At 65.0% G+C, this 22,612-nt stretch carries 19 protein-coding genes; 11 read left to right on the top strand and 8 right to left on the bottom strand.

The features are described 5' to 3' along the window. The first annotated feature begins 51 nt into the window (after positions 1 to 51). From pheS to E8L03_RS13730, 7 genes are all read left to right on the top strand, one after another. Positions 52 to 1,098: a phenylalanine--tRNA ligase subunit alpha gene (pheS, locus tag E8L03_RS13760; RefSeq protein WP_171267659.1), complete on the top strand. Its 1,047-nt coding sequence runs from the start codon at positions 52 to 54 to the stop codon at positions 1,096 to 1,098. 132 nt (positions 1,099 to 1,230) lie between these two features. Next, the gene (gene pheT / locus E8L03_RS13755) at positions 1,231 to 3,663 is read left to right on the top strand and encodes a phenylalanine--tRNA ligase subunit beta (protein WP_171268492.1); all 2,433 of its coding nucleotides are present in this window, start codon (positions 1,231 to 1,233) and stop codon (positions 3,661 to 3,663) included. 32 nt (positions 3,664 to 3,695) lie between these two features. Beyond that, positions 3,696 to 4,028, top strand: coding sequence for a MerR family transcriptional regulator (locus E8L03_RS13750; protein WP_144234292.1), 333 nt, complete (start codon positions 3,696 to 3,698; stop codon positions 4,026 to 4,028). Between the two features lie 13 nt (positions 4,029 to 4,041). Then, entirely contained in the window at positions 4,042 to 4,743 is a 702-nt protein-coding gene (gene rpe, locus E8L03_RS13745; protein ID WP_171267658.1) for a ribulose-phosphate 3-epimerase, read from the top strand. Positions 4,744 to 4,864: 121 nt separating this feature from the next. Then, entirely contained in the window at positions 4,865 to 6,877 is a 2,013-nt protein-coding gene (tkt, locus tag E8L03_RS13740; RefSeq protein ID WP_171267657.1) for a transketolase, read from the top strand. 21 nt (positions 6,878 to 6,898) lie between these two features. Then, positions 6,899 to 8,077, top strand: coding sequence for a phosphoglycerate kinase (locus E8L03_RS13735; RefSeq protein WP_171267656.1), 1,179 nt, complete (start codon positions 6,899 to 6,901; stop codon positions 8,075 to 8,077). 135 nt (positions 8,078 to 8,212) lie between these two features. After that, entirely contained in the window at positions 8,213 to 8,638 is a 426-nt protein-coding gene (locus tag E8L03_RS13730) for a YccF domain-containing protein (RefSeq protein ID WP_144234296.1), read from the top strand. 87 nt (positions 8,639 to 8,725) lie between these two features. On the opposite strand, the gene E8L03_RS13725 is transcribed toward E8L03_RS13730, so the two are convergent. The 3 genes from E8L03_RS13725 to E8L03_RS13715 form a co-directional block, all read right to left on the bottom strand. Continuing rightward, on the bottom strand, positions 8,726 to 9,793 hold the full coding sequence (locus tag E8L03_RS13725; RefSeq protein WP_171267655.1) for a sensor histidine kinase: 1,068 nt from the start codon (positions 9,791 to 9,793) through the stop codon (positions 8,726 to 8,728). A gap of 92 nt (positions 9,794 to 9,885) precedes the next feature. Next, positions 9,886 to 11,457, bottom strand: coding sequence for an SDR family oxidoreductase (locus E8L03_RS13720; RefSeq protein ID WP_171267654.1), 1,572 nt, complete (start codon positions 11,455 to 11,457; stop codon positions 9,886 to 9,888). After that, positions 11,457 to 13,247, bottom strand: coding sequence for an FAD-dependent oxidoreductase (locus tag E8L03_RS13715; RefSeq protein ID WP_171267653.1), 1,791 nt, complete (start codon positions 13,245 to 13,247; stop codon positions 11,457 to 11,459). Before E8L03_RS13715 ends, E8L03_RS13720 begins: the two co-directional genes overlap by 1 nt. A gap of 95 nt (positions 13,248 to 13,342) precedes the next feature. Here E8L03_RS13715 and E8L03_RS13710 point away from each other — a divergent pair, with 95 nt between their 5' ends. Together E8L03_RS13710 and E8L03_RS13705 are read left to right on the top strand one after the other, a co-directional pair. Then, a complete protein-coding gene (locus E8L03_RS13710; RefSeq protein WP_171267652.1) occupies positions 13,343 to 13,999 on the top strand; it encodes an HAD family hydrolase in 657 nt (218 codons plus the stop codon). A 43-nt stretch (positions 14,000 to 14,042) separates the two neighbouring features. Then, positions 14,043 to 14,417 carry a RidA family protein gene (locus E8L03_RS13705; RefSeq protein WP_144234301.1) on the top strand — a complete coding sequence of 125 codons (375 nt, stop codon included), beginning with the start codon at positions 14,043 to 14,045 and terminating at the stop codon, positions 14,415 to 14,417. Between the two features lie 55 nt (positions 14,418 to 14,472). Here the strand turns inward: E8L03_RS13705 and E8L03_RS13700 are convergent, their stop codons facing one another. From E8L03_RS13700 to E8L03_RS13685, 4 genes are all read right to left on the bottom strand, one after another. Continuing rightward, on the bottom strand, positions 14,473 to 15,849 hold the full coding sequence (locus tag E8L03_RS13700) for a deoxyribodipyrimidine photo-lyase (protein WP_171267651.1): 1,377 nt from the start codon (positions 15,847 to 15,849) through the stop codon (positions 14,473 to 14,475). After that, positions 15,846 to 16,637, bottom strand: a complete 792-nt coding sequence (locus E8L03_RS13695; protein ID WP_144234303.1) for a response regulator — start codon at positions 16,635 to 16,637, stop codon at positions 15,846 to 15,848. The genes E8L03_RS13700 and E8L03_RS13695 overlap by 4 nt, the downstream gene beginning before the upstream one ends. Positions 16,638 to 16,741: 104 nt before the next feature. Beyond that, on the bottom strand, positions 16,742 to 17,788 hold the full coding sequence (locus E8L03_RS13690; RefSeq protein ID WP_171267650.1) for a DNA polymerase III subunit delta': 1,047 nt from the start codon (positions 17,786 to 17,788) through the stop codon (positions 16,742 to 16,744). A gap of 4 nt (positions 17,789 to 17,792) precedes the next feature. Beyond that, positions 17,793 to 19,076 carry an adenylosuccinate synthase gene (locus E8L03_RS13685; RefSeq protein ID WP_171267649.1) on the bottom strand — a complete coding sequence of 428 codons (1,284 nt, stop codon included), beginning with the start codon at positions 19,074 to 19,076 and terminating at the stop codon, positions 17,793 to 17,795. 326 nt (positions 19,077 to 19,402) lie between these two features. On the opposite strand from E8L03_RS13685, the gene E8L03_RS13680 reads away from it, so the two are divergent. Continuing rightward, entirely contained in the window at positions 19,403 to 20,776 is a 1,374-nt protein-coding gene (locus tag E8L03_RS13680) for an MltF family protein (protein ID WP_171267648.1), read from the top strand. Here the strand turns inward: E8L03_RS13680 and E8L03_RS13675 are convergent. Further along, positions 20,684 to 21,061 carry a hypothetical protein gene (locus tag E8L03_RS13675; RefSeq protein WP_171267647.1) on the bottom strand — a complete coding sequence of 126 codons (378 nt, stop codon included), beginning with the start codon at positions 21,059 to 21,061 and terminating at the stop codon, positions 20,684 to 20,686. The two genes, E8L03_RS13680 and E8L03_RS13675, sit on opposite strands and share 93 nt — an antisense overlap. Positions 21,062 to 21,323: 262 nt before the next feature. Between E8L03_RS13675 and E8L03_RS13670 the strand changes: the two genes are divergently transcribed. Continuing rightward, positions 21,324 to 22,604, top strand: a complete 1,281-nt coding sequence (locus E8L03_RS13670; protein WP_144234308.1) for an IMP cyclohydrolase — start codon at positions 21,324 to 21,326, stop codon at positions 22,602 to 22,604. Positions 22,605 to 22,612: the final 8 nt, after the last annotated feature.

The raw sequence follows: 22,612 nt of genomic DNA, 5'->3' as shown, positions 1-22,612 counted from the left end.
TCCGTTCGCACCCGAACACACCAGGTGAACCTCTTCAACAGGTTGCAACCAATGCCCCTTTCAGACCTCATCTCAGAACTGGAGGCCCTCGTCCCGGCCATGCGCGACGCCATGGAGAACGCCGGGGACGAAAAGGAACTCGAAACCGTGCGCGTCGAGTTTCTTGGACGCAAAGGCAGCCTCGCGGCCATCATGTCGCGGCTGCCGGAGCTGGACCCTGCCGAACGGCCAGAAGCCGGTAAGGCGGCCAACCGCGTCAAGACCGCGCTGACCGAGATCCACGAAGACCGCCTCGCCTCCTTCGCCCGCTCCCGCGCAGAGGCCGAGCTTGAAGGCTTCGACCCCACGCTGCCCGGCCGCGATCCTGCCTGCGGCACCCTCCACCCCATCACCCTGGTCATGGAAGAAGTCTGCGCCGTGTTTGCGGAGCTGGGCTTCGAGGTCGTCACCGGCCCGGAGGTGGAGAACGACTACTACAACTTCGAGGCCCTGAACATGCCCGCCGACCACCCGGCCCGCGACATGCAGGACACCCTCTACGTCAGCGACAACATCGTGCTGCGTACGCACACCTCGCCCATGCAGGCGCGCGTCATGGAAAAGCGCGAGCCTCCGGTGGCCGTCATCGCGCCGGGCAAGGTCTACCGCCGCGACTCGGACGTGACCCACACCCCCATGTTCCACCAGATCGAAGGTCTGCTCGTGGACAAGGGCGTGTCCATGGCCGATCTGCGTTCGACCCTCACCTACTTTGTGCGCAAGGTGTTCGCCAAGGACGCCCAGCTCCGCTTCCGGCCCTCGTTCTTCCCCTTCACCGAGCCCTCGGCCGAGGTGGACATCTCCTGTGTCATGTGCGGCGGCAAGGGCCATGTCCACGGCCAGACCTGCCGCATCTGCAAGCAGACCGGCTGGGTGGAGATTTTGGGCTGCGGCATGGTGGACCCGGAGGTCTTCAAGTTCGCCGGCTACGACTCCGAGAAGTGGACCGGCTGGGCCTTTGGCATGGGCCTGGAGCGCATCGCCCTGCTCAAATACGGCGTGGGCGACATCCGGCTCAACTTCGAGAACGATCTGCGGTACCTGCGGCAGTTCTTCTAGAGCATTGCAAGCTTGAAAAGGTCTGGATGCTCTAAAAATTACAGGGCGCATGCAATCATTCGCGCATGCTCCAAGTGATGATACCCGTAATGGCCCTGCCCTGGCCGGGCCGCCAACACGGAGAGAATGACGATGCTCGTCAGTGTGAAATGGCTGCGTGAGATGGTCCCCTTCGAGGTCGGCGTACAAGAGCTCGCCGACCGCCTCACCATGCTCGGCCTCGAGATGGAGGAGTTCATCCGTCCCTTCGAGGAGATCGAGGATGTCGTGGTGGGCCACGTGCTTACCTGCGAGAAGCACCCGGAGGCGGACAAGCTTTCCGTGTGCACTGTGGACGTGGGCGAGGGCAACCCCCTGAATATCGTGTGCGGCGCGCCCAACGTGGCGGCCGGCCAGAAGGTGCCGGTGGCCAAGGTGGGCACTACGCTGCCCGGCGGCCTCAAGCTGAAGAAGGCCAAGATCCGCGGCGTCGCTTCCCAGGGCATGATCTGCGCCGAGGACGAGCTCGGCCTGGGCGACGACCATGAGGGCATCATGGTCCTGTCCGAGGACGCGGCGATCGGCGACCGGCTGGTGGACGCCCTGAATATGGACGACCTGGTCATGGACATCGGCATCACGCCCAACCGCGCGGACTGCCTCTCCATCCTTGGCGTGGCGCGCGAGGTGGCCATGGCCTACGGCCTGCCGATTACGCTGCCGCCCCTGGATATCGCCACCGTGGAGGATGCCTCCCTGGAACCGGCGTCCAAGGTCATGGACATCGAGATTGCCGATCCCGACCTCTGCCCGGCCTACCGCGGCCGCGTCATCCAGGGCGTTTCCGTTGCCAAGTCTCCGGCCTGGATGCGCTACCGGCTCATCGCCCATGGCATGCGGCCCATCTCCAACATGGTGGACATCACCAACTACATTCTCATGGAGACCGGCCAGCCCCTGCACGCCTTCGACCTTTCCCTGCTCAAAGGCGGCAAGATCCGCGTGGCGCCGGCCGAAGAGGGCATGAAGTTCACCACCCTGGACGACCAGGAGCGCACCCTCACGGCCGACGATCTGCTCATCTGGGACGGCGAGCGTCCCGTGGCCCTGGCCGGCGTCATGGGTGGCCAGAACACCGAGGTCAACGACGCCACCAACAGCGTCTTCCTGGAATCCGCGGTGTTCAAGCCCATCAACGTGCGGCGCACGGCGCATCGACTCATTATCCCCAGCGAGGCGTCCTACCGCTTCGAGCGCGGGGTGGACCAACCTGGCTCGCGCATCGCCATGGACCGCGCCGCGACCCTCATGGCCCAGCTCGGCGGTGGTCGCGTGGCCCCCGGCAGCACAGAGGCCGAGCCCGCGCCCTGGACCAACCGCGTCATCAACTTCCGCGCCCAGCGCGCCCGCAAGCTGCTCGGCATCGATGAGCTGGGCGACGACTTTTGCCATACCACGCTCGTGAACATGGGCTGCGAGACCACGGAGCTTTCTCCCGGCGTCTGGCAGGTCACCGCGCCGAGCCACCGCCTGGACCTGGAGCGCGAGGTGGACCTCGTGGAAGAGGTGGGCCGCGTCTTCGGCATGGACCGCATCCCCACGGTCTCGCCGCATCTGGCCAAGTCTCTGGAAAGCCCGGCCATGGCCGACACTGAGTTCGGTTTCATCTCCAAGCTCAAGGGCTGGGGCCGCGGCGTTGGCCTCAACGAGGCCATCAACTACAGTTTCGTGGGCCAGAGGGATCTGGATCGCCTGGGCATGCCGGAAGAAGACCGCGTGCCTGTGGCCAACCCCCTCACCGAGGAGCAGGACGTGCTGCGCACCGTGCTGGCGCCCGGCCTGCTGTACTCCATGAAGGTGAACCTGGCCCAGGGGCAGGAGCGGCTGCGGCTCTTCGAGCACGCACGCATCTTCCACAGCGACGCCTCCTCCGAGACCAGCGCGCGCGAGGCCGGCCGTCTGGGCATTCTGCTCCATGGCCCGCGTGAGCGCGAAGGCTGGCCCCACAGCCGCGAGGCTGCCGACTACCTCGATATCAAGGGTCTGGTGGAGCATCTGCTCGAAAGCCTGGGCCTGCCGGAAGCAGCGTTCGCCATGGCCCCGACCGAGCACGAGGCGCAGAGCTACCTCTCGCCGTGCGTGCTGGTCACGCTGGACGGCGAGGCGCTCGGCACCATCGGCCGCGTGCAGCCGGAGGTGGCGGACGACTACCACGCCCGCGCCGCCGTCTGGCTGGCCGAGCTGGACGCCGACATGCTGCGCGCCAGGTACACCGCAGCCATCCCCGTGTGGGAAGAGCTGCCCAAGTTCCCGTCGGTCAAGCGCGACATCACCCTCACCGTGCCTGCCGGCATTGCCGCGGGCCGCGTGCTGGACGCCTTCCGCGGCCAGAGCTCCAAGATCATGACCGGCGTGATTCTGCAGGACCTTTTCGAGCCCACGAGCGAGGAGGGCCACGGCGCCCGCAACCTGACCTTCCGGCTCACCTTCCGCCACGCGGACAAGACGCTGAAGGACAAGGACGTGGACAAGGAGATGGAGCGCATGGCACAAGCAGTGATGAAGGAGCTGCCGGTGAGCCGTTAACCGCGCCCGTTCGCGGCGTAGCGAGTCGATCCATGACAGATTGGTCCGGAGGATCAGGAACGTACAAGATAGGCGAGGCGGCCGAGCTGCTCGGCCTCAAGCCCTATGTGCTGCGGTTCTGGGAGTCCGAGTTCCCGCAGCTCAAGCCCAAGCGTTCGTCCACCGGCCAGCGCGTCTACACCGAGACGCATGTCGAGCTTCTGCGCACCATCCGGCACCTGCTGCACGAGGAAGGGCTGACCATAGACGGCGCCCGCAGGCGTCTGAAAGAAACCATGAGCCCGCCGCCGGAGGCGACCATTGCCTACGTGGTGGACGAGCTCGAGGCAATGCGCCGGTTGCTGACCGGTGAACACGAATCGTGAGGTAATCCGTATCATGTCCGGTCTCGATCGCACGCGCACTGCGCCCATCCTGGCTCCGTCGCTCCTGTCCTCGGATTTCTCCCGCCTGGGCGAGGAGCTGGAGGCGCTCCAGAGCGCCGGCCTGGAGTGGGTTCACTGGGATGTCATGGACGGCATGTTCGTGCCCAACATCACCCTGGGGCCGCCCATCATCAAGAAGCTGCGCAAGCGCAGCAATCTCTTTTTCGACGTCCACCTGATGATCGAGCAGCCGGAGCGCTACCTGGAAGCCTTTGCCGACGCAGGCAGCGACATGCTCGTGGTCCACGCCGAAGCGAGCATCCACCTGGAGCGCACCGTGAGCGAGATCAAGCGCCTGGGCATGAAGGCCGGCGTGGCCCTCAACCCCCACACCCCGCTGGACCACGTGCACTACCTGCTGCCCGAGCTGGATATGGTGCTGATCATGTCGGTGAACCCCGGCTTCGGTGGTCAGTCGTTCATTCCGTTTACGCTGGACAAGGTCCGCGAGCTCGCCCGGGAGGTGACCCGCCGCGGCCTCTCCACCCTCATCCAGATGGACGGCGGCGTGAGCGTGAATAACGCTGAAGAGCTCATTGCTGCGGGGGCCGACGTGCTCGTCTCCGGCTCGGATTTCTTTGGTCACCCGCCGTATCCCGAAAGATACCAGACGTTCCGCCGCGCCATGGACAAAGGCGCCGGATTAGCCGTCTGATGATCACGCCAGCGCTTGAGATGTACCGCATTTTTTATGGCCTCCGGGGATGTTGCCCTTGAGGCCATTTCTTATTACGTAGAGCGCGCCCTACCAGTTCACCCACCCCCAAGGAGGAATCATGAGCCAGTCCCCCTCGCCCCGCGAACTCGCCAATGCGGTGCGATTTCTCGCCATTGACGCTGTGCAGAAGGCCAACTCCGGTCACCCCGGCGCGCCCATGGGCATGGCCGATTTCGCCCAGGTCGTCTGGTGCGACTTCATGAAGCACAACCCCACCAATCCCAAATGGTGGGATCGCGACCGGCTCGTGCTCTCCGGCGGCCACGCCTCCATGCTGCTCTACGCCATGCTCCACCTCTCGGGCTATGACCTGACCCTGGAGGACATCAAGAACTTCCGGCAGCTCGGCTCCCGGACGGCCGGCCACCCCGAGTACGGCCTGGCCCCCGGCGTGGAGACCACCACCGGGCCCCTGGGCCAGGGCATCAGCAACGCCGTGGGCTTTGCCCTGGCGGAAAAGATTCTCGCAGCCACGTACAACCGCCCCGGCCACACCGTGGTGGACCACAACACCTACTGCTTCCTGGGCGATGGCGACCTGATGGAAGGCATCTCCCACGAGGCGTGCTCCCTGGCCGGAACCCTCAAGCTGGGCAAGCTCATCGCCCTGTGGGACGACAATCGCATCTCCATCGAGGGCAAGGTGGAGAACTGGTTCGCGGACGATACGGCCAAGCGCTTCGAGGCGTACGGTTGGCATGTGGTCGCCTGCGTGGACGGCCACGACGCCGAGGCCGTGCGCCAGGCCCTGGAAGCGGCCAAAGCCGAGACGGAGCGCCCCTCCATCATCTGCTGCCGCACCGAGATCGGCCACGGCGCGCCCACTGTCTGCGGCACCGAGCGCTGCCACGGCTCTCCGCTGGGCGCGGAAGAGACCGCCGGCGCGCGCAAAAAGCTGGGCTGGAGCCACGAGCCTTTCACCATTCCGGACGAGCTCTATGCCGGCTGGAACCTGCGCGACAAGGGCGGCAAGGCAGAGGCGGCCTGGAACGAGACGTGGGACGCCTATGCCAAGTCATTCCCCGAGCTGGCCGATGAGTTCGCCCGCCGGATGCGCGGCGAGCTGCCTGCCAACTGGGCTGAGGAGTCTGAAAAATTCATCGCCGGCGTGCAGGAAGCTGCCGAGGACAAGGCCACGCGCAAGGCCTCCCAGGCCGCGCTTAACGGCTACGGCCCGTTGCTGCCCGAGCTGCTGGGCGGCTCGGCCGACCTGGCCGGCTCCAACGGCACCCTCTGGTCCGGCTCCAAGCACGTCACCCCGGACGACGCGGCCGGCAACAACATGCGCTACGGCGTGCGCGAGTTCGCCATGGGCGCGATCATGAACGCCCTGACCCTGCACGGCGGTTTCATCCCCTTTGGTGGCACGTTCATGGTTTTCTCCGACTACATGCGCAACGCCATGCGCCTGGCCGCGCTCATGGAGATCCGCGCCATCTACGTGCTCACCCACGACTCCATCGGCGTGGGCGAGGACGGCCCCACCCACCAGCCCGTGGAGCACGCCTCGTCCCTGCGGCTCATGCCCAACATGGACGTCTGGCGGCCCTGCGACACCGTGGAGACGGCCGTGGCCTGGAAGTGCGCCATCGAGAGCGTGAAGACCCCGTCCTCCCTGCTGCTCAGCCGCCAGGGCCTGCCCTTCATGCAGCGTGACGAGCAGCAGATCGCGGACATCGTCAAGGGCGGCTACATCCTGCGCGAGGCCGAGGGCGGCAAGCCCGAGGCCATCCTCATCGCCACCGGCTCCGAGGTGGGCCTGGCAATGAACGCCGCCGACGCCCTGGCCGCCAAGGGCACAAAGGTTCGCGTTGTCTCCATGCCCTGCGCCGACCGCTTCGACAAGCAGGACGCCGCCTACCGCAACGCCGTGCTGCCGCCGGCGGTGGAGGCGCGCGTTGCCGTGGAGGCTGGAAGCACAGGCTTGTGGTTCAAATATGTGGGCAGCCGTGGTAGTGTGGTCGGGATGGACTGCTACGGCGAATCGGCGCCCGGCAAGGTCCTGTTCGAGCATTTCGGTTTCACCGTTGACAATGTCGTCGGGGCCGTCGAATCGGTGCTCGGCGAGTAAGCGATTCGAGGAGGTGGCATTGTGGCTGTACTGACCATGAATGATGTGGAGCTCAAAGGGAAACGGGTCCTCATTCGCGAGGACCTGAACGTGCCGCTCAAGAACGGAGTGGTTCAGGACGATACGCGCATCCGCGGGGCGCTGCCGTCCATCAAGGCCGCGCTGGACGCGGGGGCTCGCGTTATTGTGGTGAGCCACCTGGGCCGGCCCAAGGAGGGCGAGTTCGACGAGCAGTTCTCGCTCAAGCCTGTGGCCGCGGCGTTGCAAAAGGCCCTGGACGTGCCGGTGGAGCTGGTGCGCGACTGGGAAGGCGGCGTGGACGCCGAACCTGGCAAGGTGGTGCTGCTGGAAAACATCCGCTTCGCCAAGGGCGAGAAAGCCAACGACGACGAGCTGGGCAAGAAGATCGCCGCGCTCTGCGACGTGTTCGTGTTCGACGCGTTCGGTGCGGCGCACCGCGCGCAGGCCTCCACGCATGCAGCCATGAAGTTCGCTCCTGTGGCCGTGGCGGGCCTTCTCATGCAGAAAGAGCTGGAAAGTCTGGGCAAGGCCATCAAGGACCCGAAACGGCCTCTCGTGGCCATTGTGGGCGGCGCAAAGGTCTCCACCAAGCTCGGCGTGCTCAAGAACCTCGTGGGCAAGGTGGACGTGCTTATCGTGGGCGGCGGCATCGCCAACACCTTCCTGGCCGCCACGGGCAAACCCGTGGGCAAGTCGCTCTACGAGCCGGACCTGATCGATGACGCCAAAGCCATTCTGAAGATGGCCGAAGACAAGGGCGTGGAAATGCCCCTGCCCGAGGACGTGATCGTCGCGCCGGAGCTGTCCGAAAACGCCACGCCGCATCTGCAGACTGTTGAAAAAGTCAATGACCAGGATATGATCCTGGACATCGGCCCGCAAACGGCCAAGGCCTTCGCCGCGCTCATCCACAGCGCCAAGACCGTGCTCTGGAACGGACCGGTAGGCGCTTTCGAGTACGACCAGTTCGCCGGCGGCACCAAGGTCCTGGGCAACGCCATCAAGGACTCCGACGCCTTCAGCGTGGTCGGCGGCGGCGACGTGGTCTCGGCCATCGAGCGCTTCGGCCTGGCCGACGGCGTCTCCTACATCTCCACCGGCGGCGGTTCCTTCCTGGAGTTCGTGGAAGGCAAGGAGCTGCCTGTGGTCAAGCTGCTGGAAGAACGCAGCTCCAAGTAGCGGAAAAGCTTCACACAGCGTATAATCAAGGCGGTCGTTACCGAAAGGCAGCGGCCGCCTTTCTTCTGCGGCGCGGGTACTGCCCGTGCCGGAGGTCATTCATCACGCACACCAAGCCCCCCGGGAGGCGGCGCAATGCTTACACTCATACTCAACGTGCTCTGGTTCATTCTCGGCGGCTGGGCCATGGGGCTCATGTGGTGGCTCGCCGGCATCGTCATGTTCATCACCATCATCGGCATTCCGTGGGGCTCGGCCTGCTTCCGCATTGGCCTTCTGGCGTTCTGGCCGTTCGGGCGCACCGTGGTGCACCGCGGCAACCTGGGCCAGCAGGACATGGGCACAGGCGCAGCCGGCTTCCTGGGCAATGTGATCTGGTTCGTCCTGGCGGGCATCTGGCTGGCCATCGGCCATCTGCTGGAGGCCATAGCCCTGGCCATCACCATCATCGGCATTCCCTTCGCCTTCCAGCACCTCAAGCTGGCGCGCATCACCCTGGCGCCAATCGGCACGGCCATCGTGGATACGGACGTGTGGGAGCAGATCCGGCTCAAGGGCTAGTGTCCAGAAAATTGGACACGGAAAGACACGAAAGAGGGCGGCGTCAGGGCCTGGAGGCCGAGCATCCATGGAGCAGCGGCCGCAGGCCTACTCCATGGGGAATGTCAGCGCGACAGTGGTGCCGTCGTCCTCCGAGGTGTGCATGGCGATGGAGCCGCCGTGCAGCTCCATGATGAGCTTGGCGATGTAGGTGCCCAGGCCGGCGCCGCTGTTGCGGCCGCTCACGTACTTCTCGAAGAAGCGCTCGCGCACGGCCGGGGCCACGGCTGTGGGGTTGCGCACCTCGATGGTGATGTCGTGTTCGCCGATTTCGCCGCGGATCAGAACGCGGGCTCCGGAACTTTCCGCCTCCAGGGCGTTGCGCAGCAGATTGGCCACGGCGCGGGCTATGAGCGAGCGTTCGCCGTTCAAAACAGCCGTTTCATCCAGGGACGGCAGGTCCGTTTCTATTGCGACGCCGGCGCTGTACGCCATGGGTTCGAGCATGCGGACAACGTGGTGCACCACGTCGTGCAGCTCCACGGGCTGCGGTGTGAGCGTGTACAGACCCTCTTCCATGAGAAACGCCTGCTGCCCGCTTGCCATGAGGTCCATGGTCTGCACCACGGTGGCGCGGATATATTCCAGCATCTCGTCCGAGGCGGGCTTGTCGTCGTGCAGGGCGTTCATGATCTCGGCGGCGTTGGCGAGGCTGGCGATGTAATCCCGCAGGTCGTGGCGGATTATTCGCTCGGCGCTCTTCTTGCTGCATTCCAGGCGGCGTTGCTCCGTGACATCCACCGCGGTGATGAGTCTGAGCGGCGTTCCTTCGGACTCAAACATGGTTTCGGTAACGCGGACTTCGAGGGGCGAACCATCCCGGCGGGTGGTCTCGTAGTAGCGGGGCGTTTCATCGGTCTGCTGCGTGTCCAGGAAAGGATAGCGCTCCCGTATTTCCCCCATGATGTGATGCGGCAGGATGGAGATGTTGCGGTAGGTCTCCGAGATCATCTCGCACTCGTAGCCGAAAATTTTGCAGAAAGCCTGGTTGGCGTAGACCGTGTTTTCGCCGGTCGGGCCGAAAACGGCGATGCCGTCGGGCATGGAGTAGAAAATGGCGTCAATGAGTGAAGGAACAGCGATTGAATCGAGTGAGACCGACCCCTTATCCGGCATTCTCAACCCCCCAAGGTGAGTATTTGGAATAAAACTATCAATGGGAGGAAATTGTCGCAACAGGTATGTCGGACCGCATATAGGAGCTTGTCTCAGAAAGATATTTTACATGAGCTGCCTTTTTTTCGCGTCGTCCACTTTGGGCCATCGATTATTGCCGCGTCCAACCGCCTGGCGATGGCGGTCAGGGTGCCGCGGAAAATGTAGAGATGGAGCGGGTAGGTGGACCACCAGTAAGCCAGACCCAGCATGCCACGGGGCAGGAAGTTCGAGGTCTGCGTCAGCACGGTGCGGTCCGGACCCTGCGGCTGGAGCGTGAACTCCAGCAGGGCGTCGCCAGGCACCTTCATCTCCGCCAACAGCAGCAGCCGTTCGTTCTCCCGCAGGTCGAGCACGCGCCAGAAGTCCAGGGCGTCGCCCACGGCCAGCTCGTGCGGGTCGCGCCTGCCCCGGCGCAGCCCAGGGCCGCCGGCCAGCCGGTCCAGAACGCCGCGCAGCCTCCAGAGTACATTGCCGCAGTACCAGCCGTTCTCCCCGCCGATGGAGACCACGTGGTTCCAGACCTTGTCCACAGGTGCGGCCAGGGTGACGGAGAACGCCTCGCCAAGCACATCGCCGCCGGCATAGGGAGCGTCCCCGCAGCGCAGCCACTCCGGCGGGAGCAGCTCCCCGGCGTCGGACCAGCACGTCTCCACGGTGTGCTGTCTGGTCTTCTGCAAGGCGCGGCGTATGGTCTCGCGCACGGAGAGTGGTTCGAAAGGCACGATGTCCCGGATGGCGCTGTCCTGGCAGACCACGCGGTTGGCCGCGCCACGGATGAGCGGCATGCCCAGGGATGGCGGGATAGGCGTGACAAAGCCGACCCAGTAAGACGAGAGCTTGGGCGTGAGCACCGGCGCCGGGATAACCAGCCGCTTCATCAGCCCGGCTTCCTTGGCGTAGATGTCGAAGAGCTCACGATAGGTGATGACGTCCGGGCCGCCGATGTCGAAGGAGCGTCCTGCCGCTTCGGGCGCGTCCAGCACGCCCATGAGGTAGGCGAGCACGTCGCCCACGGAAATGGGCTGCGCCTCGGTGCGTATCCATTTCGGCCCGACCATCACGGGCAGGCGGTCCACCAGGTAGCGGATCATCTCGAAGGAGGCCGATCCGGCCCCCAGGACCTGGGCCGCACGCAGCACCGTGGCCGGCACGGTGGAGTCCATGAGGATTTCGGCCACCTCGTTGCGGGAAAGCAGGTGGTGGGAGACGTCGTCCTCCGGGGGCATGATGCCGCCCAGGTAGATGACGCGCTCCAGCCGGGCAGCCTCGGCGGCGCGGCGGAAGACCCGTGCGGCGGAGCGGTCCGTGGCTGCGAAGTCCTTGGCCATGCCGGTCATGGAGTGCACCAGGTAGTAGGCGGCGCGGCAGCCCTGCATGGCGCTGCGCATGGAGGCGTAGTCCAGCAGGTTGCCTTCGGCCAGCTCCACCCGGGGATGATGCGCCCAGGGCCGGCAGGCGAGCTTGGTTCTGGAGCGCGCCAGAGCGCGCACCCGCTGCCCCCGGGCCAGCAGGGCGGGCGCGAGCCGGCCGCCCACGTAGCCGGTGGCGCCGGTCACGAGCACGGGTGCGTCCAGCTTGGCCGGATCCTCGGTAAAGGGAATGGGCCGAGGCTGCTCAGGCATCAGGCCGCGCCTTTCTTCCAGTAGGGGTGGGAGCTGTCCTCGAAGGCACTGATGGCGGCCACGGAGCCCTCGCCGATGGCGGTGACGATCTGCTGCACCCCGCCGGTCAGGTCACCGGCCGCGTAGATGCGCGGGATGTTGGTGCGCATGGCGCGATCCACTACGATAAAGCCGTTCTCGTCCAGGGTGAGGCCCAGATCCTGCGCCAGCTGGTTGTTGGCGTTGATGCCGATGGCCACGAACACGCCGTCCACCTCGATCTCATGAACGGCGCCGTCCAGTACGTTTTCCAGCAGCACGGCGCGGACCTTGCCCTCGTCGGTGCCCAGCACCTCCTTGACCACGGTGTTCCAGATGACCGGAATCTTGGCCTCCTTGACCGAATCCTGCAGGTGCTGCTGCCCGCGGAAGGCGTCGCGGCGGTGCACGATGGTCACGTCCACGCCGAGGTTCCTCAGGTGGAGCGCATCGGTGAGGGCGGTGTTGCCGCCGCCCACGATGATGACTTTCTTGTCCTTGTACAGGTAGCCGTCGCAGGTGGCGCAGTAGTTCACGCCGTGGCCGAAGAAGCGGTCTTCGCCCGGCACGCGCAGCCGCCGCCAGGTGGCGCCGGTGGCCAGGATAAGCGATTTGGTCACGTACACGGCGCGGTTGGTGTACACCTCCACCTGCTTGCCCACCTTGATCTCGCGGACCTCCTCGCCTTCGTGGATGTCGCAGTACTCGCGGGCGTGGGTCGCCATGATGTCCATGAGGTTCTTGCCGGCCACGGTGGCGAAGCCGGGGTAGTTCTCCACCACCGGCGTGAGCGCCACGGCCCCGCCCACGATGTTCTTTTCCAGAATCACGGTGGCCATGCCGGAGCGCTCGGCGTAAATGCCGGCGGTAAGCCCGGCCGGGCCGGCTCCGATGATCACGCAGTCCATCTCCTCCACGGGCATGTGCTCGTGGCCGTGCTCGCTCTCCACCTCGGCGCGGGCCAGCTCGTCCACGATACGGCTCGACAGGTTCAGCCCTTCCACGTTGCCTGTCTCCCTGGCTTCGGCCACGAGCTCCTCCACATCGCGCAGAGCCAGCGTTTCCAGCACAAATCGCTCCTCCTGCAGCAGGCCGAGGGAGACGAGGTTCTCGTTGACCACGGTGTGCGGCACGGAGCCCACGTCGTACTCATCGGCAGTGGCCGGGTCCTGGGCTGTGTCGATGCACACGGCGCTGATCAGATCCGGCCGTTCCACGGCCATGCGGAAGGCGTTGAGCACCTGCCCCGGGCAGTAGGGGCAGCTCGGGTTGACGAAAACCTTGATGTTCCGCTCTTCCTGCAGCTCCTTGAGCAGCTCGCGGGAGAGGGGTTGCAGGCCGGAGTTGCGCAGGGAGATGTGCAACAATATCTGCATAAAGGAGCGGCCTTCCTCACCGAGCATGGCTCCGCGATAGGCGATGCGGAAGGTGTCCGGCTCCACCAGCAGGGTGGGCGAGAAGTCCACGCCGCGCGCCTCGGCTTCGGGCATGTCCAGATGGAACTCGTGCAGGATGATCTTGTCCGAGAGCCGGTCGAGGTCGCGCACGAACTTGAGCATGAAGTCGTTGTAGGCGTCGTTTTCACCCGGCTGGGTGTATGCCTCCAACGTGACCGGCTCCTTCAGGGAAGCGAAAAGCTTGAGGATGGACTTCCTGCTGTCCTCGGGCAGGAACCAGCCGGCGTCAGTGGTGGTCGAATCCGACTCGGTCACCTCTGCGTCCCCGGTGTTTTCGCGGGGTTCTTCGTGCTTCTTGAAAGGATTGAGCTTCATAAAAAATAGATTCCCGGTATGGTTGAAGTTGAAGGCACGTCACGTTACCACGCTTAATCTACGTGATACAAGAAGCTGTTACAAAAGGATGAAATATGCAGCGTTATGAGCTTATTTGTTTTGACTACGACGGAACCCTGGTGCACAGCGTGCCCGCCATCACCGCGACCATGGCGGTTATCTTCCCGGAGTTCGGGGTGGAGCCGCCGGACCAGAACGACGTGCGCGGCGCCGTGGGTATGGGCATCCGCGAGACCTTCCACCGTCTGGTGCCCGGCATCCGCGAAGAGGATGTGGACGGCTGGGTGGACCGATACCGCGAGGTGTACCCCCCCATTGAGCAGGAGAAGACCGAGCTCTTCCCCAAGGCGCAGGAGACCCTGTGCGCCCTGCACGAGCGGGGCTACCGCATGGCCGTGGTTTCCAACAAGGGGCGGCGCATCCTGGACCGCTCCACGGAGCGGCTCGGCCTGGCTGACTACCTGGACCTCGTGGTGGGCGACAGGCCGGGCTACGCGAGAAAGCCGGACCCCCGCGTGTGGGATGAGGACGTGGCCCCAAACTTTCCGGGCGTCACGCCGGACAAGGTGCTGCTGGTGGGCGACGCCTACCCGGACCTGGCGTTCGCCAAGGCCATCGGCGCCTCGGCGTGCTACGCCACCTGGGGCTACGGCGACCGCGAGCATTGCATGGAGCTCGGCCCGGCGCACGTGATCGACGCCTTTCCGGAGCTGCTGGACTTTCTGAAATAAACCCTGCCGAGCCGTCGCGCGGCTGAATAACACGGAGTGGACCATGAAAGTTGTGCACAGTGACAAGGCCCCCAAGGCGCTGGGCCCGTATGCGCAGGCCATCGAGACCAACGGCATGATCTTCTGCTCGGGGCAGACCGGCATCGACCCGGCGACGAACACCCTGGTGGACGGTCTGGAGGCGCAGACGCGGCAGGTTCTCTCGAACCTCGGCGTGGTTCTGCAGGAAGCCGGTTCATCGCCGTCCCGCGTGATCAAAACCACGGTCTTTCTGGCGGATATGCAGGACTTTCCCGTGATGAACGAGATTTACGGGGAGTTTTTCGGCGAGCACAAGCCGGCACGGACCACGGTCCAGGTGGCGGGTCTGCCCCTGGACGCTCGGGTAGAGATCGAGTGCATCGCCCTGGCCGGGTAGCCGGTTTGAAGATTTTCCCGAGCCGGACTGCGTTGTCCTGGCCGGGTAGCAGGCCCTAGCGTTTCGAAAAAGGCGAATCGTTCCAGAGCGCGTCCATGGCCGCGATGTAGGCTTTGACGTCGAACTTGGATTTGGCCCCGCTGTAGGTCATGGAGCGGATCTTGCCGAACACCGGGCGCTGGGGCCAGGCGCGGTCGTGCACGCCGCCGATGGACCAGGCAATGCCGGTGTAGCCGTTGGCGTCGCGGCCGTCGAGCTCGTAGCGGTCGTTCAGGCGGATGGCGATGGCCATGGCGTCCTGCGGCGTCTTTGTCCATTCCAGTATCTTTTTGGCCCAGTACATGCGCATGTAGCCATGCATGTAGCCGCTGGCCACCATCTGCTTCTGCGCGGCGTTCCAGAGCGGGTCATGCGTCTTGGCCTGCTCGAAGGCGTCAGGGTCGTAGACGTACTCGCGCTCGTCGCCGGCGTGGTCGGCCTGGGTCTGTTTTGCCCAGTCCGGAAAGCAGTCGGCCGAGTCGTAGTCCGGCGTGTGGAAGCAGAAGTTGTCCGCCAGCTCGCGGCGCACCACGAGCTCCTCCAGAAACGACTCCTCGGCCTCGGCGTCGTGTTTGGCGGCCTTGGACACGGCCAGGGCGGCGCGCAGGGGCGAGAGCATGCCGAAGTGCAGGTATGGCGAGAGGTGGGAGACCGCCTCGGCGTTGGGATCGTTGCGGCTGCCGTAGCGGTCCAAGTTGTGTTGGATAAACGCGCCCAGCATGCCGGCCGCGGCGTCCTCGCCCGGCGTCAGCCAGTCCACTTCGGGCACGTCCCTGTCCACGCGAAGGCCCTCGCGCAGGGCAGACCAGTCGGTTTCGGGCACGTGGCCCGTGTAGATGTGGGGATGGTCCGCCAGATCCGGCGGTTCGAGCAGAAACTCCGGCAGCAGGCGGTGGATCTTGGGCCGGATGGTGCGGGCGGCGTACTCCCGTTTGTCCGAGGCCACGCGGCAGGGCACTACGTTGCGGGAGTCCACCTCGTGCACGGGGATGTCAATGTTCTTGGATACGTCGCGCAGCCAGCCGCGTTTGATGCGCAGGGAGTCGAAGTCCGTCACCAGCAGAGCTGCGCCGGACTCGCGCACGTAGCGGGGCACCTCCTCGGCCGGGTTGCCGCTGAGCACGACAAAGGGGATGGATTTCTGCGCCAGGGCCTTCGCTGTCTCCTCCAGACCGCGCAGGAGAAAGCCGAACTGGCGGATGGTCGCGTCCAGAAATGTGGACGCCAGGCAGTAGACAACGGCCATGGGCCGGCCCAGCTCCAAGGCTTTGCTTTGTGCGTGCAGCAGACCGAAGTTGTCGCGGGCGCGGTGGTCGCGGTGCATCCAGTAAAGCACGGGTCCGTTGCCGGGAGCCCCGTTCTTCAGCAGGTGGATGCGCCTCGCGTCGATCATCCCAGATTCTCGTAGCAGTTTTTGAGCTCGGCGATGACGTCCACCATTTCCATGCACTGGTTCACGCGCCAGGAGAACTCCTCCACCTCGAAAGGCTTGGTGAGGAAGTCGTTGGCCCCGTTCTTGAGGAACCGGGCGGTGAGCGGGCCGGAGCCGGCCGCCGAGACGCCGATGATGGGCAGCTGGTCCATCTTGTGGTGCTCGCGCACAGCCATGACCAGCTCGCAGCCGTCCATCTCCGGCATGTTGAAGTCCGTGATGATGAGCTGAACCTCCGGGTGCTCAGCCAAGATCTGCATGGCCTGTGCGCCGTTTTCCGCCTCCAGGACCTGGAACTGCTGCACCTCCAGGCCACGGCGCATCATGCCGCGGTCCACAACGCCGTCGTCCACCACCAGCACGGTCATGTGGCGGTTCTTGTAGAGCCGCTCCAGGCTGCGGACCATGGGGTCCATGTCGCGGATCGAGCCCTTGAAAAAGTAGTCGGCCACGCGCTTGTGGATGAACTGCTGGCGCAGCTCCTCGTTGAAGGTGGCGGTGAGCACCACGGTGGGCACGCCGTTTTCCAGGGTCAGATCCACGACCTCGCCGTCCGGCGCGTCCGGCAGGTTCAGGTCCACCACGGCCACAAAGAAGCGGTGGGACGCTTCCAGAGCCTCGCGGGCCTCCTCCATTGTATGGCAGATGATGGTTTCGAAGTTGGATAGAGCGAGAATCTGCTTCTGGATGATCTTGGCCTGGACGTTGGAGTCCTCGATGAGCAGCACCTGGTTTGCGGACTGTGTCATGGATCGGTTCCTCATCCCTGCCGTCGCAGGCAGGGGGCGTGGGAGCAAATGGGTTCGTTCAAGATGCGCAAAGCGGTGCGGGTGGTCAAGAAAAGAAGAGGGGGCTAGCCCATACGTTTTCGCAGGGTGGTATCCCGCGCCAGGGAAACGGCGCGTGTGGCCAGCCAGTCCAGCGTGAGGGCCGGGTTCACCTGCATGCCCAGTGCCTGGGCCGCCTGATCCACGGCGATGTCCAACCCGCGCAATGCCTGGGGGTCGAGCCGCGAGGCCAGAGCGCCGGCAAGGCGGTCGCTGCCGGCCCTGTCCGTGAGCACGGCGAGTATGGCGCGCTCCAGGGCGTTGCAGAACCCGAGGCCAATGTTCCTGCTCACGGCTCCCTTGCCTCCGGTGATGGAGAACCACCCCTTGCCCGTTTCCAGGAAAACGGCGAAGCCCTCGGCCAGCCGGGCGGTGGTCTCGCCATCGTCGGATGCGCTTTGGACGTCCTCGCCGTGGGGCCAGGCCAGGGTGAGCACAAAGCTGCGCGAAACCAGAGTGGGCAGGAGCCGCTCCCGTTGGGGGGCCAGGAGCACGAAGCTGTTGCCGGGCCGCGGCTCTTCCAAAGATTTGAGCAGGGCGTTGGCGGTTTCGATGCGGGAGTTGTGCAGCTCGGCCAGGATGATGACGCGCACGGGGTGGTCGCGCGGGGGCTCGCCCAGCACGCTACGCACCTCGCGCACGGCGTCTATCTTGATCATCTCCTCCCGGCCGTCCAGGAGGTAGAGGTCGCGGTTGGCGCCGGTGAGCGCCTGCATGCAGCTGGTGCAGGTCAGGCAGGGCCGCTCTTCCGGTTCCGGCTCGGCCTCGGGGACCGGGGCCATGGCGCCAAGCATGCTCATCTGCGCCGGCTCGGCAGCGGGCTCCGGTCCACGGCAGTGGAGCAGGGCGGTCCAGAACAGGGCCATGGACAGGCGGTCCGAGGCGGAGCCGCCTTCGAGGAGAATCACCTGAGGGATGGCCTCGGGGTTCTCGGCCAGCCGTTGCATGTGGCCGCGCACGCGCGCCTGCGCAGGAGAGTGCGCCAGCTCGCGGACGGCGTCCGGGTCCGGCAGGGGAACACCTTCCACCGCTTCGGTAACGGCGGGTTCCTTTGCGGCGCGCGCGGCGGCCATATCGTTACTTCCTGATGAGCGTCTGGTCGCGGTCCGGCCCCACCGAGATGATGGACACCGGGGTCCGCAGCGTGTGCTCCAGGTAACGGATGTACTCCTTGGCGTTGGTCGGCAGGGAGATCCAGGAGGTCACGCCGCCGATGTCCTCTTTCCAGCCGGGCAGCTCCTCATAGACAGGTTCCACCTCGGCCAGGGCGCCCTGGTACTGGGGCGGGTACTCGATGATCTCGCCGCGGAACTTGTAGCCCGTGCAGACCTTGATGGAGTCCAGGCCGGTGAGCACGTCCAGCTTGGTGATGGCGATGTCCGTGGGGCCGTTGAGGCGGGTGGACTCCCGCAGCACGGGCAGGTCCAGCCAGCCGCAGCGGCGCTTACGGCCCGTGGTGGCGCCGAACTCCGCGCCGGTCTGCTGCAGGTGGTCGCCGTCGCAGTCCGCGAGCTCCGTGGGGAAGGGGCCGCCGCCCACGCGGGTGGTGTACGCCTTGACCACCATGACCACGCGGTCCAGGCAGCGGGGCGCAATGCCCGAGCCGGAAGCGGCGTTGCCGGCCACCGTGGTGGAGGAGGTGACGAAGGGGTAGGTGCCGTGGTCGATGTCCAGGTGCGTGCCCTGCGCGCCCTCGAAGAGGATGGACTTCTCGTCGGACATGGCCGCTTCAAGCGCGCCGGACACATCGCCCAGCATGGGGGCGACGCGCGGGGCCACGGCCAGCATCTGCTCCATGACCTCGTCCACCTGCACCGGGTCCTTGCCGTAGAGGTTCTGGAGCAGCATGTTTTTTTCGACCAGCGCCGTCTCGACCTTGGAGCGCATGAGGTCGAGGTTGGCGAAGTCGCCGGCGCGGATGCCGATGCGGGCGGCCTTGTCTTCATAACAAGGGCCGATGCCCCGTCCGGTGGTTCCGATCTGCTTCTCCCCACTTAATGCTTCTTCCCGTGCCATATCCAAAAATTTATGGTATGGCATGATAACATGCGTCTTGGGGCTGATCGTGATTCGCTCGGGGCCGACGTCGATGCCCTGTGCGGCGAGCGTGTCGAGCTCGTCGACGAACACGCGAGGGTCGAGCACCACGCCGTTGCCGATGAAGCAGTGGGCGTGGGGCTGGAGGATGCCCGAGGGGATGAGGTGGAGGATGGTCTTTTTTCCTCCGACGACGAGGGTGTGACCGGCGTTGTTGCCGCCTTGAAACCGCACGATGCAGTGGACGTCTCGCGTGAGGAGATCGACGATCTTCCCCTTGCCTTCGTCACCCCATTGCGAGCCCAGAACCACGATATTTGACATGAAAAACTCCTTGGTATATAAGAATCGCTTCCTTCGTTTAATATGGCGCATTCCAAGACGAAGGAAGGCGTTCCCTCCTAATTTCCATCACAAGAAAAGTCAATCTATACCAAGCGGTTGTTATTTTAACCGCAACAGTCGCATCCTTTCGTTCCGCGATGCGCGGGACGCTTTGAGCGGAGGGGACCGCTTTCTCGTCGATACGCCAACAAGGTAGCTCCACTATGGAACAGGAACAACATGGATATCAATGCCGAGGTGCGTTCGTACTAGTTACCTTGCTTTTGACCGGACTTGTCTTTTTTCTCTATCAAGCCGATTTTTCGGTGAAGACCTCCCAGCCCGCACAGCCAGTGGTTGTCGAGCTCAAGCGCTTCACCCTCGACACCAACCCGGACCCGGCCCCACGCGGCCCGGCCCGGATCATTCGCGTGCTCTCCACACGGAACGAGCACGTGCTCGCCACCCTTTCGCCCTACGGCTCCGGCTTCGAGCGCGAGCTTCTGCAGCGCTTTGCCGACCAGTACGACTACTCCCTGTACTGGATGCACAGCCGTAGCCCCGAAGAGGCCTGGAAGGCCCTGACCAAGGGCGAGGCCGACCTCTTCATCGGCCTGGGCTTCGAGCCGTCGGAGGTGCTGCACCACAAGGTGGAAGCGGGCCCTGCCTATGCTCATTACAGGCCGGTGGCCGTGTCCGTCAAAGCCCCTGCCGGCAGCGCGTTCTGCCCGGATACGGTGCTTGTGACGGCGAACACCACCCTGAGCGCCGGCAAGCTCACGTCAGACCTCTGCGGCTCCACACGCCGCCGTCTCAGCGCCCGCCGTCTGCCCACGCTGCTGGGCAACGTGGCCGGGAGCAAGGACGCCGTGGCTGTGGTGGATAGCGGCCGTTTCCGTCTGTGGCAGCCGTTTTTCCCTGCGCTCAAGGCCGTGACCCCCATGGGCCGGCCGGTGCCGTACCGCTGGTACTGGAGCGAAAGTCGTCCCGGCCTGGCGCGCGATCTTTCCCTGTTCTGGAAAAGCAGCCGCTCCAAGCGCGTCCTGTCCCAGCTCACCGAGCTCTACTTCGGCTTTCTGCCCAAGCATACCGACCCCTATGCCATGCACCAGCTCGTGCAGCGCGTGCGCTACGGCGCATCGGTCTGGGGCGACGACATCGTGCGCGCGAGCAAAAAATACGAGATCGATCCCCTGCTGCTCATGGCCGTCATCTACCAGGAGTCGCGCTTCGATGCCGAGGCCGTCAGCGCCACGGGCGTGCGCGGTCTGTTGCAGATAACCGCCGATACGGCGCGCACTCTGGGCATCGACCGCAGCAATCCGCACCAGGCCATCGAGGGCGGCGCGCGCTACCTCAAATCGCTCTGGGACAGCCTCGAAGGCTGGAACCTCTCCAAGTGGGACCGCTGGTTCTTCACCCTGGCTGCATACAACCAGGGCCCGAAAAACCTGGAGAAGGCGCGCGAGAAGGCCATATCCATGGGCGGCGAAGGCGCCACCTGGAGCGAGCTCAAATCGATCTATCCGCTGCTGTCCAAACGGACGAGCTGCCGCGGCAACGAGGCCGTGCGCTACGTGCAGCGGGTGCGTTTCTATTATTACGTCCTACACGGACTCGTCGTCCTCGCGGGGCCGGAAATGGAGGACCTTGGCGCGCTTTCCCGTGTCGTTTCCCTCGAGACCAGCCCCTTCTCCTGATTTCTCGGTTCTGGCCAGCTCCCGGAAGGGATCGTCCTCGGCGTCGTACAAGGGCGGCAACGGCGAGTTCTTTCCGGGCCGCGCTTCCTGGGCCCAGTGGTAGTTGAAGAGCTGGTTCTTCCAGCGGATGGCCTGCAGAAAGCTGAAGACGAGGGCGGCTTCCTCCCACCGCTTGGTGGGTTCGAAGTGCTGCACGAGGGCGGCGTAATTCTCCCACAGCGACATCAGGGACGCCTCATCGTAGGCGTTGAGCTGGCGAGCCAGTTTGAGCAAAACCTTTTCCATACATTGGTCTCCCGTGTCCGTGGCGACGGACGATCCAGACCCTACGCCATTCCAGCCCACAATCCAAGGGGCCGGATCGGGCAAGGCGGATTGCCCACCGACCGGCGCTGTGATAGGCCACGTGTTTTCAACGGACGTATCTTCACGCCTCCATCCGCAACGCCAGACTAATGCACACGATCCGTGACGGACACGGTTCCGCGGCCGGACGTGCGCCGCGGCGGGGGAGCGCGATCATATCGAACCTACCAAGGGCTGACTCATGAGTGATCTCAAGCAGATGTACAAGACCCTGGCCGAGGACCCATTTCCGTCCGAGCTCACCATAGAGCTTGGCTCACAGAAGCTCGTCTTTGCCAAGCGCACCTGGGTCGTAGACGGCCAGGAAAAGGGGCTGCGCTACGGCGAGAACCCGGGCCAGCCTGCCGCGCTGTATGCGCCCAAGGAAGGCGGCCTGGAGCTCGACGGCGTCGCCCTGCGCAACACGCCCGGCGGCCCGGTGCTGGTCTCCTCCACCCGAGAGGAGCACATGATCCAGGCCGGCAAACACCCCGGCAAGACCAACTTCACCGACGTGGACAACGGCGTGAACATGCTGCAGTACCTCACGGCCAAGCCCGCCGCGGTCATCCTCAAGCATAACAACCCCTGCGGCGCGGCCTGGAACGAGGCCGGCGTGGCCACCGCCCTGCAGAACGCCTTTGACTGCGACCGCATCGCCGCTTTCGGCGGAGCCGTGGTGGTCAACCGCCCGCTGGACATGGCCGCCGCCGAGATCATCAATAGCGCCTACTTCGAGGTGGTCGCCGCGCCGGAGTTCGAGCCCGGCGTGGTGGACGTGCTCAAGCGCCGCAAGAACCTGCGCATTCTCCAGCTGCCCGGCCTGGCCGAGCTGGAGAGCTTCGTCGGCCAGCCCTTTCTGGACGTGAAGTCCCTCACCGACGGCGGCCTGGTGCTGCAGTTCTCCTTCGTCAACCGTATTCGCACCGTGGACGACTTCCTGCCGGCCGAGGCCGAGAAGGACGGCGCGGTGTACGCTGCGCGCAAGCCCACGGCGCAGGAGGCGGATGACCTGCTCTTTGCCTGGGCCGTGGAGGCCGGCGTGACCTCCAACTCCGTGATCTTCGCCAAGAACGGCGCGACCACGGCCATCGGCACCGGCGAGCAGGATCGCGTGGGTTGCGTGGAGATCACCATCAGCAAGGCCTACACCAAGTATGCGGACCGCCTCGTATTCGCCAGGGAAGGCGTCTCCCTCTACGAGCTGGAGGCCAAGGCCAAGACCGACGAGGCCGCGGCCAAGACCCTGGAGGAAATCAGAGCCCAGGTGCAGGAGGCGCGCGGCGGTCTGGCCGGCTCGGTCCTCGTCTCGGACGGCTTCTTCCCCTTCCGCGACGGCGTGGATGTGGCCATTGCCCAGGGTGTGACCGCCATTGCCCAGCCCGGCGGCTCCATCCGCGACCACGAAGTCATCGAGGCCGTCAATCAGGCGTCTCCCCAGGTGGCCATGGTCTTCACCGGCCAGCGGTCTTTCAAGCACTAGAGGGGGCC

This window comes from Oceanidesulfovibrio marinus (assembly GCF_013085545.1).
GTDB lineage: Bacteria > Desulfobacterota > Desulfovibrionia > Desulfovibrionales > Desulfovibrionaceae > Oceanidesulfovibrio > Oceanidesulfovibrio marinus.
The sequence above is the reverse complement of the archived record's forward strand: the minus strand, read 5'-3'. Positions and strand labels throughout refer to the sequence as shown.

Bases quoted from the DNA above. Each gene is read 5' to 3' on its own strand.
- E8L03_RS13710 (WP_171267652.1), top strand. From the start codon at position 13,343: ATGCAGCGTTATGAGCTTATTTGTTTTGACTACGACGGAACCCTGGTG.
- E8L03_RS13725 (WP_171267655.1), bottom strand. From the start codon at position 9,793: ATGCCGGATAAGGGGTCGGTCTCACTCGATTCAATCGCTGTTCCTTCA.
- E8L03_RS13720 (WP_171267654.1), bottom strand. From the start codon at position 11,457: ATGCCTGAGCAGCCTCGGCCCATTCCCTTTACCGAGGATCCGGCCAAG.
- E8L03_RS13675 (WP_171267647.1), bottom strand. From the start codon at position 21,061: ATGGAAAAGGTTTTGCTCAAACTGGCTCGCCAGCTCAACGCCTACGAT.
- E8L03_RS13695 (WP_144234303.1), bottom strand. From the start codon at position 16,637: ATGACACAGTCCGCAAACCAGGTGCTGCTCATCGAGGACTCCAACGTC.
- E8L03_RS13715 (WP_171267653.1), bottom strand. From the start codon at position 13,247: ATGAAGCTCAATCCTTTCAAGAAGCACGAAGAACCCCGCGAAAACACC.
- E8L03_RS13700 (WP_171267651.1), bottom strand. From the start codon at position 15,849: ATGATCGACGCGAGGCGCATCCACCTGCTGAAGAACGGGGCTCCCGGC.
- E8L03_RS13705 (WP_144234301.1), top strand. From the start codon at position 14,043: ATGAAAGTTGTGCACAGTGACAAGGCCCCCAAGGCGCTGGGCCCGTAT.
- rpe (WP_171267658.1), top strand. From the start codon at position 4,042: ATGTCCGGTCTCGATCGCACGCGCACTGCGCCCATCCTGGCTCCGTCG.
- E8L03_RS13730 (WP_144234296.1), top strand. From the start codon at position 8,213: ATGCTTACACTCATACTCAACGTGCTCTGGTTCATTCTCGGCGGCTGG.
- pheT (WP_171268492.1), top strand. From the start codon at position 1,231: ATGCTCGTCAGTGTGAAATGGCTGCGTGAGATGGTCCCCTTCGAGGTC.
- pheS (WP_171267659.1), top strand. From the start codon at position 52: ATGCCCCTTTCAGACCTCATCTCAGAACTGGAGGCCCTCGTCCCGGCC.
- tkt (WP_171267657.1), top strand. From the start codon at position 4,865: ATGAGCCAGTCCCCCTCGCCCCGCGAACTCGCCAATGCGGTGCGATTT.
- E8L03_RS13685 (WP_171267649.1), bottom strand. From the start codon at position 19,076: ATGTCAAATATCGTGGTTCTGGGCTCGCAATGGGGTGACGAAGGCAAG.
- E8L03_RS13690 (WP_171267650.1), bottom strand. From the start codon at position 17,788: ATGGCCGCCGCGCGCGCCGCAAAGGAACCCGCCGTTACCGAAGCGGTG.
- E8L03_RS13750 (WP_144234292.1), top strand. From the start codon at position 3,696: ATGACAGATTGGTCCGGAGGATCAGGAACGTACAAGATAGGCGAGGCG.
- E8L03_RS13670 (WP_144234308.1), top strand. From the start codon at position 21,324: ATGAGTGATCTCAAGCAGATGTACAAGACCCTGGCCGAGGACCCATTT.